The sequence below is a fragment of the Paenibacillus validus NBRC 15382 genome (genome assembly GCF_004000985.1).
GTDB classification, from domain to species: Bacteria; Bacillota; Bacilli; order Paenibacillales; family NBRC-103111; genus Paenibacillus_G; species Paenibacillus_G validus.
The window spans coordinates 76,288-91,503 of record NZ_BIMH01000001.1; the positions used below are offsets into that span (position 1 = coordinate 76,288).

General features: G+C 47.1%; 16 protein-coding genes and 2 pseudogenes. 7 read left to right on the top strand and 11 right to left on the bottom strand.

Going from position 1 to position 15,216, the window contains the following annotated elements; translation table 11 throughout:
- Nucleotides 1-75: 75 nt before the first annotated feature.
- From PVA01S_RS00335 to PVA01S_RS00355, 5 genes are all read right to left on the bottom strand, one after another.
- A complete protein-coding gene (locus tag PVA01S_RS00335) occupies nt 76-1,026 on the bottom strand; it encodes a PDR/VanB family oxidoreductase (protein WP_230875953.1) in 951 nt (316 codons plus the stop codon).
- Nucleotides 1,027-1,054: 28 nt separating this feature from the next.
- Nucleotides 1,055-1,867: a hypothetical protein gene (locus PVA01S_RS00340; RefSeq protein ID WP_127604255.1), complete on the bottom strand. Its 813-nt coding sequence runs from the start codon at nt 1,865-1,867 to the stop codon at nt 1,055-1,057.
- An 18-nt stretch (nt 1,868-1,885) separates the two neighbouring features.
- Nucleotides 1,886-2,872, bottom strand: coding sequence for a heme-dependent oxidative N-demethylase family protein (locus tag PVA01S_RS00345; protein ID WP_230875954.1), 987 nt, complete (start codon nt 2,870-2,872; stop codon nt 1,886-1,888).
- A 199-nt stretch (nt 2,873-3,071) separates the two neighbouring features.
- Complete coding sequence (locus PVA01S_RS00350) at nt 3,072-3,422, bottom strand: cupin domain-containing protein (RefSeq protein WP_196426840.1); 351 nt, start codon at nt 3,420-3,422, stop codon at nt 3,072-3,074.
- A gap of 29 nt (nt 3,423-3,451) precedes the next feature.
- Nucleotides 3,452-4,672 carry an acyl-CoA dehydrogenase family protein gene (locus PVA01S_RS00355; RefSeq protein WP_127604257.1) on the bottom strand — a complete coding sequence of 407 codons (1,221 nt, stop codon included), beginning with the start codon at nt 4,670-4,672 and terminating at the stop codon, nt 3,452-3,454.
- 282 nt (nt 4,673-4,954) lie between these two features.
- Here PVA01S_RS00355 and PVA01S_RS00360 point away from each other — a divergent pair, with 282 nt between their 5' ends.
- Together PVA01S_RS00360 and PVA01S_RS00365 are read left to right on the top strand one after the other, a co-directional pair.
- Nucleotides 4,955-5,737 carry a hypothetical protein gene (locus PVA01S_RS00360; protein WP_127604259.1) on the top strand — a complete coding sequence of 261 codons (783 nt, stop codon included), beginning with the start codon at nt 4,955-4,957 and terminating at the stop codon, nt 5,735-5,737.
- Nucleotides 5,738-5,849: 112 nt separating this feature from the next.
- Nucleotides 5,850-6,380: a hypothetical protein gene (locus tag PVA01S_RS00365; RefSeq protein WP_127604261.1), complete on the top strand. Its 531-nt coding sequence runs from the start codon at nt 5,850-5,852 to the stop codon at nt 6,378-6,380.
- A 175-nt stretch (nt 6,381-6,555) separates the two neighbouring features.
- On the opposite strand, the gene PVA01S_RS00370 is transcribed toward PVA01S_RS00365, so the two are convergent.
- The 4 genes and pseudogenes from PVA01S_RS00370 to PVA01S_RS00385 all read right to left on the bottom strand — a co-directional run bounded on the left by PVA01S_RS00370 (nt 6,556) and on the right by PVA01S_RS00385 (nt 8,910).
- Nucleotides 6,556-7,017 (bottom strand): hypothetical protein, encoded by a 462-nt coding sequence (locus PVA01S_RS00370; protein ID WP_127604263.1) that lies wholly within the window; start codon nt 7,015-7,017, stop codon nt 6,556-6,558.
- Between the two features lie 204 nt (nt 7,018-7,221).
- Nucleotides 7,222-7,527, bottom strand: coding sequence for a hypothetical protein (locus tag PVA01S_RS00375; protein ID WP_127604265.1), 306 nt, complete (start codon nt 7,525-7,527; stop codon nt 7,222-7,224).
- A gap of 159 nt (nt 7,528-7,686) precedes the next feature.
- Nucleotides 7,687-7,872, bottom strand: a pseudogene (locus PVA01S_RS27110) (DinB family protein); the annotation flags it as partial.
- 27 nt (nt 7,873-7,899) lie between these two features.
- Nucleotides 7,900-8,910, bottom strand: coding sequence for a linear amide C-N hydrolase (locus PVA01S_RS00385; protein ID WP_164751687.1), 1,011 nt, complete (start codon nt 8,908-8,910; stop codon nt 7,900-7,902).
- A 182-nt stretch (nt 8,911-9,092) separates the two neighbouring features.
- On the opposite strand from PVA01S_RS00385, the pseudogene PVA01S_RS00390 reads away from it, so the two are divergent.
- Together PVA01S_RS00390 and csaA are read left to right on the top strand one after the other, a co-directional pair.
- A pseudogene (locus tag PVA01S_RS00390) lies at nt 9,093-9,644 on the top strand (IS1595 family transposase); the annotation flags it as partial.
- 33 nt (nt 9,645-9,677) lie between these two features.
- Entirely contained in the window at nt 9,678-10,007 is a 330-nt protein-coding gene (gene csaA, locus PVA01S_RS00395) for a chaperone CsaA (RefSeq protein WP_127604269.1), read from the top strand.
- A gap of 148 nt (nt 10,008-10,155) precedes the next feature.
- Here csaA and PVA01S_RS00400 read toward each other — a convergent pair whose 3' ends face one another.
- The gene (locus tag PVA01S_RS00400; protein ID WP_127604271.1) at nt 10,156-10,686 is read right to left on the bottom strand and encodes a GyrI-like domain-containing protein; all 531 of its coding nucleotides are present in this window, start codon (nt 10,684-10,686) and stop codon (nt 10,156-10,158) included.
- A 130-nt stretch (nt 10,687-10,816) separates the two neighbouring features.
- Entirely contained in the window at nt 10,817-11,644 is an 828-nt protein-coding gene (locus PVA01S_RS00405) for a methyl-accepting chemotaxis protein (RefSeq protein ID WP_127604273.1), read from the bottom strand.
- Between the two features lie 301 nt (nt 11,645-11,945).
- On the opposite strand from PVA01S_RS00405, the gene thrC reads away from it, so the two are divergent.
- From thrC to PVA01S_RS00420, 3 genes are all read left to right on the top strand, one after another.
- Nucleotides 11,946-13,337, top strand: a complete 1,392-nt coding sequence (gene thrC, locus PVA01S_RS00410; RefSeq protein WP_127604275.1) for a threonine synthase — start codon at nt 11,946-11,948, stop codon at nt 13,335-13,337.
- 360 nt (nt 13,338-13,697) lie between these two features.
- Nucleotides 13,698-14,477, top strand: a complete 780-nt coding sequence (locus tag PVA01S_RS00415) for an amino acid ABC transporter substrate-binding protein (protein ID WP_127604277.1) — start codon at nt 13,698-13,700, stop codon at nt 14,475-14,477.
- A gap of 74 nt (nt 14,478-14,551) precedes the next feature.
- Complete coding sequence (locus PVA01S_RS00420) at nt 14,552-15,211, top strand: amino acid ABC transporter permease (RefSeq protein ID WP_054799498.1); 660 nt, start codon at nt 14,552-14,554, stop codon at nt 15,209-15,211.
- The last annotated feature ends 5 nt before the right edge of the window (nt 15,212-15,216 follow it).

The following is a 15,216-nucleotide window of genomic DNA, read 5'->3' on the forward strand; positions in this document are numbered from 1 at the left end:
AGCCGCCCGGGATGATGATCCCTGACGGCTCTTTTTTATGCTGATCGTCGTTCCCGTAACACGTATCTTAAGCATCTACAGATTAATAATCAACGGGCTCTTGGCGCGGGAGATGCATGGGATCATCACCTTGCGCGTCTTTTTTTCCTGCTCCGAAAGAAAGAAATCGCGATGATCCACTTCCCCGTCCTCCACCTCAATCTCACAGCTTCCGCAGCCGCCGATTTTGCAGGAGTAGGCGGCGGCGATCCCTTGCTCCAGCATCACCTCAAGCAAGCTCTTGCTTTCCGGCACCTGTAACGTGACGTTGCTTTTCGCAAGAACGGCTTGAAACGGATAGCTCGGGCCCACATTAGGCGGACTAAACAGCTCATAGTGGATATTGGATGCCGGGTAACCATAATGAATCGCCGCTTGTCTGAACTGCGAAATCATCTCCTCCGGTCCGCAGAAATACACATGCGTTCCGATCGGCTGCTTCCACATGACGGCGACGGGCAGACGCTGCTGTTTGCCGGAGAAGTAAAATTTGGCCCGTTCTCCGTACCTCTTGCGGATTTCTTCATAGAAAGGGCAATACGCCTCGGAAGCGGCCGCATCATGCAGCTCAAAGGACTTGCCGGACGCCGCAAGCTCCGACATCATGGCCATGAAAGGCGTGATGCCGATTCCGGCGGCTATGAATACATGATGCTTCGCTTCAAAGCTTACAGGCAGGTGATTCTTAGGATAACTGATTTCGATTTCATCGCCGGTTCGAATTTGGTCATGCCAGTGCGCGGAGCCGCCACGCGAGGTTTCACTGCGCCGAATCGCTATCGTATAATAATCATCCCGCTGAGGGTTGCCAACCAGGGAATAGTGGCGTTCCATGGTTTCGGCATTCACGGTAAAATACGTCGTAATATGCGCACCGCCTGAGAAACGCGGAAGCCTCCCGCGAGCGCCGACCAGCTTAAAGCTTTTGACCACAGGCGTCTCCTGGACGATTTCAGCTACGGTTACCTTTAGCCTCGGGTTCTGCAAGCCTACCCGCCTCCTTTTACGATCACTCTTATTCCTTACACAGAACATAACCCAGATAAGCCTCTAACCGCTCTGAATAATGATTGGAAATCGAAAGAGAGGCCCCGCAATGCAAGCAAGAGGTCTCCGATTCGACAGGCTTTCTCTGTAGCTTATAGCAACGTACGCAAAACACGCTTTCTTCTTTGTCGCCGTTATCATATCCTTCGATATCTTCCTTCGCAAACCCTAATTCCCTCGCCAGCTTGACCAAATTATTGTACAAGGGCCAGCGGCAAATCACGACGAGCTGGGTGTCAATCGTCCGCTCAGCCAGCAATAAGGATAAGGACGGTCTCTTCCACTCCCGAATGATGCGGACCGGAATGTCCAGACTTTTGGCGTACCTCTTAAGCGTCTTGGGTGAATCCTTTGCATAGCTCTGAACATAGTATACTTCCGTTTGAATGCCCTGTTTGGCCAACAGCAGTAATAGGGGGATGGAGCCAAGAATACCCTTCTCATCGACAAACAAAATATACTTATGTTTATGCAAATTCACGAAAATCTTCCGCGCCGGCGGATCTAAACGAATCACTCCCGAATGTGATTCGCGCAGCAGCTCGGTCGTCTGTTGATCCGGGCAATCGTTCAGATCCACATACAGCCTTACCTGAACGCCTGTCCCGGTGCTTAAACGGACAAATGAAGCCTCTTGATCGATCCGCACATTATGGAGCCGCAGACCCCGAACCACACCCACCGGAGCCTCCAGTTCCCCATGAGTCAATTCAGCGGTGAAATAAACATACGGCGAGGACCTAATCGTTCCCGGCTGCAAGATATGATAACCCGTTTCCACCTTGAAAACCTCCCGATCTTATCCCTCAGCCCCTGCGAATGTCCGCAAGTATTCAAGCATCAACGGTTTATAGGATATAAATCCCTTGTATTCGGCAATAGGGTCCGGAAGATCCTCCAAGACCTTATAAAACCTTTGTGCCCAGTCCGGGTTCTGCACTAACATCTCAAGCGGAAGCAGATGGGTATGAATGCTGAATAAAATGCCATTGCTGCCTGGAATACGGAATAATCGCTGATCCTCCGTCCGAAGATGAACCTCACGGCCTACATTTTCCGCATTCAAGTCAAATTTACCGCGCCCCCACTCTCCAAACGCCTCCGGAGAAGTATCCAGCCGGGTTCCGACGTTAATCGTCCAGTTTAACCGCGTCCACGGCTTGCCGGCCTCCATTCTCAGAAGAAATCCGCGCACCTTTTCCGCAAGGCCGCTGTCCGAATAGATGGGAACCGGCGAATGAAATTGCAGATAGGTCATCCCCAGATCGAAAGCGAGAGACCAATTCGCAGGAAAGCACAATTGCCCGGCATCCATATATAAATCGCCGTCCCGCTGCTGCAAATAAATCAAATCTTCCTGCATGTGACGCCCAATGAAATCGAGCGGCTCACACGGAAGCGTGGAGACGTCGCCGAAGGTGAACGCCTGCTCTTCATTTAACAAATGATTGCGAAATGTCCATCGATCGCCTTGTTTATCCAAACTGAAATAATCGGCATAGACACCGGAAAGCTCATGCATCAGCATATCTAGAATTTCCCACTGGGCATTCAGCGTATGAGCAAACGACTGGAAGGTCCGTTCGGGATAACGCTCCAGAAGCCGCCTCTTCTCGAGCACTTCCTCCACATACTCAAGCGTAATGTCCGTGCAAATCGGGGGCACTAATGCCCAGGAATTGTTCGAGTACCGATAGGAGTCCCCTTGAAACGGAAAAGGAAACCTTTCCAATAGCTGCCAGTTGTTCATCTGTCTGCTTTCGGATATATCCATCATTTGATCCATGCCTTATTCCTCCAATGTTAGTGATGACAAATAACAGGCGCCGTACACCCAAGAATGCCTAGGCGTTCTTTGAATGGCCGGGGCCTGTTGATCATGTCCCCCCCTGATCATCGCGCACGACGATCTATCCGCGGCATAAGATTGGGCAGAGTCCGTCAGATAGATCGTCTTCATCCGCATCAAATCTTCTTTTGTGTGATTACGCCTCCCCAACCTTGCGCAGCCCTACGAAAAATCCGATTCCATAGTCGGGTGAGTCGAAGGTAATCTCGCTGCCTTTTTCAAAATAAAACACATCGCCCGGAATGCCCTTCACTGTCCTTTCCGTTTCATCCGTAATCCAAATCTCGCCTTCAACAATAATTTTCATTTCATCGTACGTATAGGTATAGGAAAGCGGCTTGGACTTTTCCATCCGGAAAAATCCGCTCGTAATTGTTTTTTCAGGGTTAGCGGACGTTAGGGTATCCACAAGAAATGCTTTCGTATCCGGTACTCCCATTGAAGGCTTCTCGCTTTTGATCGCTTCTTTCACAACTTTCATTGCCATGGTCAATTCCTCCTAGTAGATGGTTTGTACTATTCCAGCCACGGTACGCCGATTAATGTTCTCCCGATCCATTCACGCAAAACTTCATTCGTAGGCCCCATTATAGCGCCCGCTCTTCCGTCTCTCATAAACCTTTCTACATTCCCGCGCAAGTAACCGCGACCTCCGGAAATTTGCAAAGCCTTGTTCGTAACGTCAATGACGATATCCGCTGCATGCGTCTTCAGCTCCCATAGCGGGTACAGGCAGGAAGCCAGCGTTTCTCCCTTTAGCGCCGCCTGATCCAGCTTGTCAGCGACCCGGTACAACATGCTTCTTGCACTGTCTACGAGAATTTGCGCTTTAGCCATCTCATGTCGAATCACTTGGTAACCGGCCACCGATTTACCGGTATCCGCATGAACTTTTCTTTTCGCTTGTTCGACCGCAGCGCTGATGGCTCCCTGGGCAATCCCTACCCAGCAGGCGCTTGATCCTAGCAGGAAGAACGGATCGATGACTATGTCGTTCCAGTAACCGGCACCGCCCTCTTCTCCCAGACGATTAGAAGCCGGAACGAACACATCCTTGAATTTCATCGGACCGCTATTGTTCCCCCTTAAGCCGAGTGCATCGAACGGGAAGGCCTCCACACCTTCCTGACCTTTCTCCACAATCAGAAACATCAGCTTGTCGGCCTTGGCGCTTTCCGGCGAATTCGTCTCCACAATGTACCAATCCGCTTCGCCCGCACTTGTCACAAACGATTTGTCCGCGTTCAGCATATATCCTTCGCCACTACGGGGCGCTTTACTTACCACATTCCAAAAGTGACTTCCGGTGGCCGGTTCGCTAAATGCCAGACCTCCGACGGCCCCCCGTACAACCTTCGGAATGAAGCGAAGCCGTTGTTCGTGCGATCCAGCCATAAACAGCGTCTGAACGGCGGCCGTATGCATCACCCAAACCATCGTAGTTGAACCGCAGTACTGGGCGAAAGTTTCGGCCAATACCGCAAATCCGCTGCAACCGGCCCCAAGTCCGCCATATTCTTCCGGTACGGTAACGGCGCCAAACCCTGCATCGGCAATGGCTTGCAGGCTGACTCTGGGATAGACCCCTTCCCGATCGGAGATGTCGGCATTGGGCCGAAGAACTTGTTCGCCGATCAGCTTGGCTTCGGCATGCATTTGCTCAAAACCGGGCAAACAGTTCCACCATGCAGGAATTTTCATCAGCAGACTATCATCGATTGCTTTATCGACCGCCACACCATCCACTCCCTCATCAAAGTTATTTTTTTGTAATCTTACATGACATTATTATTTCATGAATTTGAGTTTGTAGATATCTTCCTTTCCCAACTATTGATAATATCGTAACTTTTTTCGCAGATTCACCTTTTTATGTTACTATCCATTACATATACATAACTCATTTCCCGAACCATTGATTTTTTCCATGTTTCTCATTTATTCGTAAAACGGCCTATCGCAAGTCAAACCATCTGGATAAAATAACTGCAAGATGGGATAAAAAGGAGCGATCGCCGCATGCATACTACCGATATGATCAGTTCTGCCGATTTTGATTTCGTCATTGACGGTCAGCCTGCAACCCTTGAGGACATCTTCCCCGGGATGAAGCCCCATGATCGTGTAGGCATCGTGGTTCGCGAGTCCGGAGGAGGTATTGGCGCCAGCGCTTTGATCATGGCGGCGATGGCCAAAGTCTATGACTTTTATCGGCCTAAGCTTGGCAATACCCCCGGTAAGTTAAGGATTTATCCGGAGTTCTACGTGTTTCATGTCGGTCAGAGGCATATGGATCATTATTGGATGGATATATGGCCGCCGCACAAGGAAGTCGAGGTTATCGACGATCCCGAGCAAATTCTGGAAGCGATTAACGATCGCGCAATAACCCGTCTGCTCGTTCCGGACACCCCGCCCGTAACAGCCGTTACCCTGTATGAGGCCATTCGTGAGGATCAAATAAATCCGTCGGCGGCAACGTTTCTTCAAGAAACGGTGAGCAGCGCCGAACAGCGCATCCTATCCGCTGTGGCGTATTCTTCGACCGGCCGAACCCGCCGGGCCGATGTCCTCATACGAAGCTGTTTGGCTGCCGAACAGGTTGTCATCGCCTCGATCAACAGTTCCGAAAGCTTGACCACCGAGCAGCGCGAGCAGCTGTGCGCGAAACGTGATGCGTTAATGGAGGGCGGACGTGCAGCCGAGACTTATCGCCGTATTCCCTTCGACGAGGCCATCCGTATGCTAACAACTTCCACTTTGGCAAGCGGGGTTACCCGTCGTTATATAGCCCTCATGTAGCCGGCAAAGATAAACTGCGTTTCGTTTCCCGTTGCTTGATTCCGTAGAAAATGCAATTCTAGCCTCTTTCTATCCAATTCATATATAATTGGGTTGAAGGAGCGATCATATATTGTTAGTTAAAATGAGGCAAGAGGCATTCAACGCATTAGACGATGAGGCACTCGGGACTGCTTGTGTCGATCCGCTCATCAAAGCTTATAAGGAAATCCAGACTCGAGGAGACGATTTCAGCACAGGGCTTTTTAAAGAACTATCAAGAGGACAAAAAGCGTTATTCGTGTTTCGTGCTTATTACAATCACGTCATGAAATCTGATGCTAATTTTTATTGGTGGAGTGCTTATTTTATGGCGCAACCCGAGAGATGGTCAGGGCTAAAAAGCGGGTTGCGTTTTTTCGGTGATCGCAACACCCTGCATGTCTTAGAGAGTTTGGAAGAGATTCTTAAAAAAAGGAATCACCCGAGGAGTTTAGAAAATTTCGATGTTTCAGCTAATGATCTACATCATGATCCTGAATTGATGTCTCTTGTAAAACCTCTTTTCGATAACCTTCACGAGGCCGTATGGATAACACATAAAATCATAGGTACATGTATACGAAGTAACCCCAATGACTTTGTGCAATTCGAGATAGATTAGGGTAGCATGAATAAAACCGGCTGCGATTGAACCGGTATTATCCCCTTCAAGTAGACAGTAAGAAGAATCATTTCTTACCGTTATACTTAAAGGGGATTTTTCATGGGCGAAATGTGTTGTGGGCATTGCAAAGGGGCCGAAAGTAAACCCATCCGACAAATATGTAATCATCGAGTTATTTATTGTTTGGTGGATGGTTAAGATTTAATTCTGGATCATAAATATTATTCGTTTTCAAAAATATTTCTAAATCACAATGGATATTTACTGCGATTGCGTTATTCTCCTTTGTGAATATGAATAGAGTTGGATAGTACGTCTCCGTCCGACTAACAAACAATACTACCTGAGTAACTATCCCAATTATCCATTGATTGCTTATTTTCAAAGGGGGAGCGAGTTCAATCTTTATCCCGATCCCGTTATCTGGCTCAATTTTGAATGATCCAACGGGTCCAGTAATAGAAGATAACCATTTCTCAACTTCACTTTGCAAATTTGTAGGGTTGTTTATTGTTTGGACAACCTCACCTTTCTCAATATCAAACACCTCAGCTCCATCAAAAGCGCGGACAGTTTGTACGTTAAAGCAAGTTAACGCAACAATAATGGCAATCATGTACATTAGGTGTTTCAAGCTAATACCCCCGCCAATACTATTAGAGCATTACACTTCATCCACACCTATGATACCCCATGTTTTAACATTTGATGTTGCAATTACTTTTTACTACGTTCCTGCTCTACTGCCCCTGTTTAATATATATAAGCAGGCTGCCGCGGCAACCTGCTCGAAATGAATGATTCAGCTATAGTTCTTCGATAGTGTAATCATTTTACGTTAACCTGGGTTTGGTTCAATTGAAATTAGACTTGGTTGTCCCCATCTTCGTTTCTCATATTGAATAAAATACTCTTCATTCTCATTAATTAACTTACTGACACCCTTTGGTAATGAAACCACCGTGCTGCGACCTTCAAGATTCCTTATTTCAATATTTTTTTCGTTTACCTTTACTACAGTTGCTACTTCTCCAGTGTGTGTTGTACGTGAATACCAGGCAAAAAAACTAAAAATCATTAAAGCAAAAATAAAAACCAGCAAACGTTTCCTCCACCTGTTGCCTTTCACTGCAAGTGTGTTCATAACCCCTCCAGTATTGATTTTTCGTAACTCTAATCTAGACTTTGTAAACTCATGGAAATTGTGCAGCCTGCCCGGTTGGATCCGCGGCAGGCTGCATCGTTAATTGAGCTACTGTTCTCCGTTACTTACCGTCCAGTAACTTATTTTTCTGTCTTATACTTAATTTTTACTGAACAGCTGATCTTTGTCAATCTCAAGAAACTGCCTGGGACATGAGGTCCAGGCTGTTTCTTGCCTCAACGCTTTACAACCCGTACCAGGATGTCCTAGCTGCCTGAGCATGGCGGTGACATTCCCTCGATGGTACGTCCCGTGATTCACGAGATGCTGGATGAAATCTATATAGCGGGCTTGACTCCTTTAATTCCTCCCCTATATTTTCTTGAAAGCGTCCGGATAGGTCGCGATAAAGTCGATCATCTCTTCCGTGATGCTCCAGCCGAACACCTCCGTCAGAATCGGATCTTTAAAAAAGCCGCTGACCGCCTGCTTGTTAGCCGCTGCACTGTAACGGTCGAAGTGAGCGATTCGGCTTCCACGGTCGTGAACAAGCTGCATGTTAAGTATATGGCCCGGCAAACTGGCGCTATAGTCGAAATCCGTCACTCTTACGGTTGTACATACCGGATTACGGCTTGTCGTAAAATGAATCTCCATTCGGTTCAAATCGTACACGAGACTAAACACCGTATCCGGTCTGCGCATCTCCCGCAGCCCTTCGAATGCGTCCTCGATGCTGATCGACGGAAGCTCAAACTTATTGGCAATCCATTGGTCTGCCTTACGGAACCGGTGCATGGAGTTGGCTTCGTAATCCCCGGTCGCTTCCTCCTGCTCGGCCGGCTCATGCCTGGTACGAATCGTTTCCTGGTACAGGGAATTAGCCATAACGGGACATGGAAGCGAGGCATCCTTGTACACAGCCATTTCGCCATTCAGAAATTCGATGATCGCCCGGTCTCCCCGCTTGTCGCACACCATATAGTGCAGATGCGATTGGTTCTGGGCAATGCGAACCCGGGAGGCTGCCTCCAGCACTTCGCCAACTGTCGCACACGTATCGAGCATATATTGAATCCATTGTAGCTCCGATACCGCCGGCCTCTCATCCGGGGCCGGATATGCGGCTTGCCATAGAGTCGTTTGTTCGACAACGAGTCCCTCCTCATTCATGCCGCCGTTCGGGCACTCCTTCCCGATTTGGGATACGGTCAAGTTTCCATATATGGACACCCAAGATGCCGGCTGATCCGGCGGCAGGATGAATGCCGTTTTGGCGAGCCCTCTCTGGTTGGTGTACATATACACCCCGTCATAAATAACATCTTGATTTTTGCCTACGAAGTTTGTTTCGCCTTTACAGATATGCCAAGCAGTACTCATGTTTACTCTCCTTTTCTTCCAAAGCCAATTTGATTTGACTTCAGTATACCGTTCCGTTTTCCCCGCTTCTTGACATTCTTTACAGCAATTCATTCCTTTCAAAAGAAAAGGCTATGTTAATTCTCAATGTTGATTTTTGATATACACGAACAATTGTTCTACAATAATGGGTATAATCATATAGGAATATCTCTGACCGCAAGCCTCGTAAACGTGGTGGCAAAGCTAAGTATCGTGGCATCAGTAATGACCAAATATGTGTGTTGGTTGCTCGTGACCGTCAGAAGATGACTTTTTCTGGCGTACTTGGGCGTGAACGAATTCGGACAATGAAATTGGATGAGGCTATTGGCAGTCATTTAACTGAGTCAAATGTACTTTGTACTGATTCGTGGAGGGCATTTAGTTCCTATGCGAATTCGAAAGGCTTAGACCATTACCGCTTTAAGTCCGATGAAAAACAACGGGTTAAAGGAGTTTACCGCATTCAGAATGTAAACCAGCTATCACAATCGTTTGAAACGTTGGATCGACCGTTTTAATGGTGTTGCAACCAAGTATTTGCAACATTATTTGGCTTGGTTCCGCTACTTAGACAGCAAGGAAATGAGAACACAACGTCGAATAAGAAAAATATGTTGGTCACCTCTTGCCTGCTTACTGTAAAAGAGACAAACACCAAACTTCGACAAACTTCTTTTGTCTCAATTAAACGGGTAAGAAAGTTAAAGTAAAGTAATCTATAAAAGGTGGAGTGAATACACGTCGTGGCAACAATTGAGGATTTTTTAAAGTTAGATATCCGTATAGGTACTGTGACTAAAGCAGAACCTTTTCCAGAAGCACGAAAACCTGCAATAAAATTAGAAATTGATTTTGGTGAAATCGGTATCAAACGCTCTTCTGCCCAAATAACGAGAAGATATGAACCAGAACAACTTATAGGTAATCAAGTGGTCGCAATAGTAAATTTTCCAGTAAGGCGAATTGCTGGTTTTGAATCTGAAGTGTTGGTAATTGGAGGTGTTCCAGAGGAAGGTGATGTTGTACTATTAAAACCAGATGAACCAGTTAAAAATGGTACACCGATTGCCTAATAGAACATTCGGTAATGGATTTTCATTCAACAAACGGATATCTATAGTTGATTAACCGCCTTTTCAGTTGGCGGTTTTCTTTTTGGCCCCCAAAATCAACAACAAAATTTAACATAGCCAAAGAAAAAGCCCGGCCAGCGCCGGGCATTTAAACAATCGGAACATAAATGTAAAAGGCCCCGGTTTCTGCATAATCGCTCTCATAAACCTCCATAAAGTCCATGCCGACCGGGTTCAGCATCAGTTTGGACACGCTGATCGATTTATACAAGTCATGAATGGCGGTCTGAAATACGCTGCCCATGCCTTCTTTATAGTGGAAAACCGCATATTGGGACGCGGGGAGCTCCAGTAAAGCCAGCTCGCCGCTTTCCCGCTCGTTCGAAGAGCCTGCCGAAAAACCGGAAAAGTAACGGATGTCCTCCTCCGGAAATCTGGAGTTGTTGAGCGTCACGTTATACAAGCGGTCCACTCCGTTCGGCGTTATCCAATTTCCCACAAATCCGGCTACAAATGCAGACACCCTCCCGAGCCCTTCCTCGGTTTCGGGGTTAAACCGGATCTCCTGTCCGGTCAATGTAACTGCCGGTAAAGAAGCATACGTAAAGTCCACGATGACATCTTTGTTCACATTTTTAAATTCGCGCTCGACGACCGACTTTGTACTCAACCTTTGCAAACAAGCGTACTATCCAAATCATAGCAGATCCCTCCAGCAGCAACAATCTATTCACGGAAGCCTGGACTGCCGCTGTTATTGAGCTATCGTTCTTCGTTAGCAAAAAGGTTTGTCTACTATGAAAATTCACTTATAACAGCCTGGATAATTCTTCTATATCTTCAGCTGAAGTGACCAACCCATGAATTGCGGAGGAAATTTCTCCTGTCGCAGCCGACTGCTTGTGTGAGATTTCAGTTGCTTTTTTCACTGAATTAGCGATAAATTCTACTTTTTGATTGAGTAAACGGAGTATACCACGGATTTCATCTACCGATCTGGCACTATCTTCAGCAAGGCTTCTAATTTCTTTGGCAACAACGGCAAAGCCTCTTCCATGTTCCCCTGCTCTGGCTGCTTCAATACCTGCGTTTAAACCAAGAATTTTAGACTTCCCTGCGACTGAGTTGATGAATGTTAAGATCTTTGCCGTTTTATCAACTTGTTCGCTCATTTCTTTTTGCGCAGTGCCCAATAATTCCATAAAATTAGCTAACTCGAGAGCCGAGGAAGAAAGCTCTTGGGTAGATGCAGCAATTTCTTCCGAAGTAGAGGCGAAATGCTGAGCTACAGAACTTAGTTTTTGTTGATTTTCCAAACTGATACCGATTCCAAAACCCCCAATAACTTTTCCATGCTCATCTGTGATGGGTACACTCTTTGCTTTAAAAGCAATGCCAAAAGCCTCTTTAGGCACACTAACCATTTGTGCTTTATTGGACTTCATAGCTAAATAAATAGCATCGCCTTCTGGAACAGCCATCCCGTCAATAGCACCAAGGTTCAGGTTTGAAGCAGGAAGATATAATAGAAACTTTTCGGTATCGGTTACTCCAATCATCACATCAAAAGGAATTCCCTCTTTTATTTTAGGCGCAAGTTTTACCCAATAATCGAGTAATTCATTCTTTTCATTCACCGTCCATCCCCCCCTAAAATAGTCTATATACTTAAATATAATCTATGATTGTATGCGCTTACATAATGGATAAAATTACTATATCGGATTTTTTTTTGACTGTCAATGTCAGTAGGATGCCTATATTTTCTGTCACATAATCTAAGGGAAATATACCCCCGAATATGCTAAGTTTAACCAATTCCTCTCGTTTACTGCGATTCGAATTCTCCTAACTGTCTGTAACGGCAAATTTTTTGTCGACCACTGGACCCCATATAAGTTACAATAATACTAACTCAATAGCAAAAGGGGATCATTTATGAAATATATCAGCACCCGGGGACAAGTATCCCCCACAGGATTTATCGACGCGATTCTGATGGGACTGGCCGACGACGGCGGCTTGCTCGTGCCTGAGCACATTCCGCAATTATCGGACGATACCCTTAAACAATGGCAGAAACTCACTTATCCGGAGCTCGCCCTAGAGGTGTTCTCCTTATATGTAAACAATGAAATTCCACGTGCGGATCTGAAGAAACTGGTCGACGACAGTTATGCGACATTCCGCCACGAGGATGTAACACCCGTACGCCGGCTCGACAACGGTCGATATGTGTTGGAACTGTTCCATGGCCCAACCTTCGCCTTCAAGGATGTCGCGTTACAATTTCTTGGCAATCTGTATTCCTACGTCTCCCGTAAAACGAACTCCATCATCCACATTCTTGGAGCGACGTCGGGTGACACAGGCGCTTCGGCGATCGAGGGCGTGCGCGGCAAAGAAGGAATCCGCATCTGTATCTTGCATCCACACCAGAAGGTGAGCAAGGTGCAGGAACTTCAGATGACCACGGTCAATGACGCCAACGTGCTTAACCTCGCCGTGGAAGGCACCTTTGATGACTGCCAACGAATCATTAAGGAACTATTCGCCGACGTTAGTTTCAAACACCGGTACCACCTGCGTGCCATCAATTCCATTAATATTGCCCGGATTCTCGCACAGACGGTGTACTACTTCTATGCTTACTTCCAGGTAGCGAACAAAGAGCATGCCGATAAGATCAGCTTCAGCGTACCGACAGGGAACTTCGGCGATATATTTGCCGGTTACCTGGCTCAAAGAATGGGACTTCCCATCCATAAACTGATCTTGGCGACGAACGAGAACAACATCTTGGCACGCTTTGTGAATGAAGGCGTATATCAACCGGGCGCTTTCCGAGGAACATACAGTCCGTCCATGGACATTCAAGTAGCAAGTAACTTCGAGCGATATTTGTTTTACCTGTATGGAGAGGACGCTGACACCGTGACCTCTCTCATGGCGCAGTTCAAAGCGGAAGGCCGCATCGTCATTACCGGAGACGTATTGAAGCGAGTGCAAGCCGACTTCTCGGCCTACAGCGTGGAGAACGAAGAATGCCTAAACACCATCAGTGCGTATTATGAGAAGTACAGTTATCTGCTGGATCCGCATACCGCCTGCGGCGCAGCAGCATCCGACAAGCTAGCGGCGGAGGGAGAGGTCACGGTTGTTCTGTCAACCGCCCACCCGGCGAAGTTCGACGAAGCCATCCGGCTGCGCAATATCAGTCAGACCTACCCCGAGCAAATCCAGGCGCTGTTCGACAAACCGCAAATCCAAACCGTTGTCGGCGGGTCCAACGAAGAAATAAAGAAACAGTTAGTGACGTTTTTTAATTAATCCTCAGCAAGCTGCGTGAGAAAGCCATCCTACGGGATGGCTTTTGTTGTTTGCTGCGTTGTCTTCGGCCATGTCAATTCCTCCAGTCAGCTACGGAATATTTACGCCCCTTAATATGACAATGTTTGATTAATTATTTTATTTAGTCTTTCAATCCGCCCCCATCCGATCCTTTTCCTATCTATATACTACTATTCGTTTTTCCGGTTCCCTACTCGTCCCCATTTAAACATTAGGAAATATATGACATTCATTATCAACTATCGACACTATTTATAAGAGTGTGATATCATATAATTCTTGATAAAGTGGTAACGCAATAAAGCAATGGATACTTAGTAAAAGGTGGTTTTTCATTCGATGAAACGTTTGGCAACTATGGTTATGGTTATCACAGCATCGCTCTCCCTCCTTGCAGGATGCTCCGGTTCGAAGGGCTCGGTTGGCGAGGACAACAAACTGGTGATTGGCATTGACGACAAATTTGCACCGATGGGGTTCCGGGATGAGAAGAATGAGATCGTCGGGTTTGATATCGACTATGCTAAAGCGGCTGCCGAGAAAATGGGCACCACGGTGGAATTTCAACCTATCGACTGGAAAACAAAAGAATCCGAGCTGAGCAGCGGGCGGATCGATCTGATCTGGAACGGATATACGATTACGGACGAGCGCAAAGAGAAAGTCCTCTTCACCAAGCCCTATCTCAAAAATGCGCAGGTGGTTGTGACATTGGCAAAATCCAACCTGACCAAGCTCGATGATCTGGCAGGCAAGGTTGTAGGGCTTCAATCGCTTTCTTCCGCAGCAGATGCCTTGAATGACCACCCTATCAAATCCAGGATCAAAACCGTTACGGAGTTCTCGGATAACGTCCTCGCCCTGAGCGATCTGAAGATCGGCCGTGTCGATGCGGTGGTCATTGATGAGGTCGTGATTAAGTATTATATGGCCAAGGAAACGGGCACCTTCAAGCTGCTCAGTGAATCTCTTGCTCCGGAAGAGTACGGAATCGGCGTAAAGAAAGGCAACGACGCCCTGCTTCAGAAGCTGCAAAAAGCGCTTGACGAAATGAACCAGGACGGCACCGCGTCGAAAATCTCGCAAAAATGGTTTGGCGAAGACAAAGTATTAAAGTAAACAAAACCGAATGATGATCAGGCAAGCCGGATTTCTTCTCGGAAATCCTGTTTTGTTTTTGGGGGAATTTCTTCATGTCCGCAGATTACATCACCACCATGATCAAGCCGATGCTGCAAGGGGCCCAAATGACGGTCCTCTTGTTTCTAATCGCCATTGTGGTATCCATTCCGCTGGGCTTCGTGCTCACGCTAGCTGTAAAAAGCAGCATCAAGTCTATCGCTTGGCTCGCCCATTCCTATATCTACATCATGCGCGGGACGCCGCTGCTTCTGCAGCTGCTCTTTATCTGCTTCGGGCTGCCGATGCTGCCGCTGGTCGGCGAATATCTGGTGCTGGACCGGTTTACCGCTGCATGCCTGGGCTTTATCTTGAACTATGCGGCGTATTTTGCCGAGATCTTCCGCGGCGGTCTGCTGGCGATTGATAAAGGCCAATATGAGGCCTCACAGGTGCTGGGTTTGAACAAATGGCAGACCATGACACGAATTATTCTGCCTCAAATGTTCCGCGTTGCACTGCCTGCAGTGTCCAACGAGTCGATTACGCTGATCAAGGATACCGCGCTTCTGTATGCCGTTGCCGTTCCGGAGCTGCTGCACTTTGCCCAGACGGCAGTGAACCGGGACTTTACGATCGTGCCTTTCTTTATAGCCGGTATGATTTATCTGCTCATGACGCTCTTGCTAACCGCACTCTTCAAATGGCTGGAACAAAGATTTAAATTTGAATAAAAGGA

Coding starts and splice junctions, on each gene's coding strand:
- PVA01S_RS00345 (WP_230875954.1), bottom strand. CDS start 2,872: ATGGATCAAATGATGGATATATCCGAAAGCAGACAGATGAACAACTGG.
- PVA01S_RS00350 (WP_196426840.1), bottom strand. CDS start 3,422: ATGGCAATGAAAGTTGTGAAAGAAGCGATCAAAAGCGAGAAGCCTTCA.
- PVA01S_RS00360 (WP_127604259.1), top strand. CDS start 4,955: ATGCATACTACCGATATGATCAGTTCTGCCGATTTTGATTTCGTCATT.
- PVA01S_RS00375 (WP_127604265.1), bottom strand. CDS start 7,527: ATGAACACACTTGCAGTGAAAGGCAACAGGTGGAGGAAACGTTTGCTG.
- PVA01S_RS00385 (WP_164751687.1), bottom strand. CDS start 8,910: ATGAGTACTGCTTGGCATATCTGTAAAGGCGAAACAAACTTCGTAGGC.
- thrC (WP_127604275.1), top strand. CDS start 11,946: ATGAAATATATCAGCACCCGGGGACAAGTATCCCCCACAGGATTTATC.
- PVA01S_RS00415 (WP_127604277.1), top strand. CDS start 13,698: ATGAAACGTTTGGCAACTATGGTTATGGTTATCACAGCATCGCTCTCC.
- PVA01S_RS00420 (WP_054799498.1), top strand. CDS start 14,552: ATGTCCGCAGATTACATCACCACCATGATCAAGCCGATGCTGCAAGGG.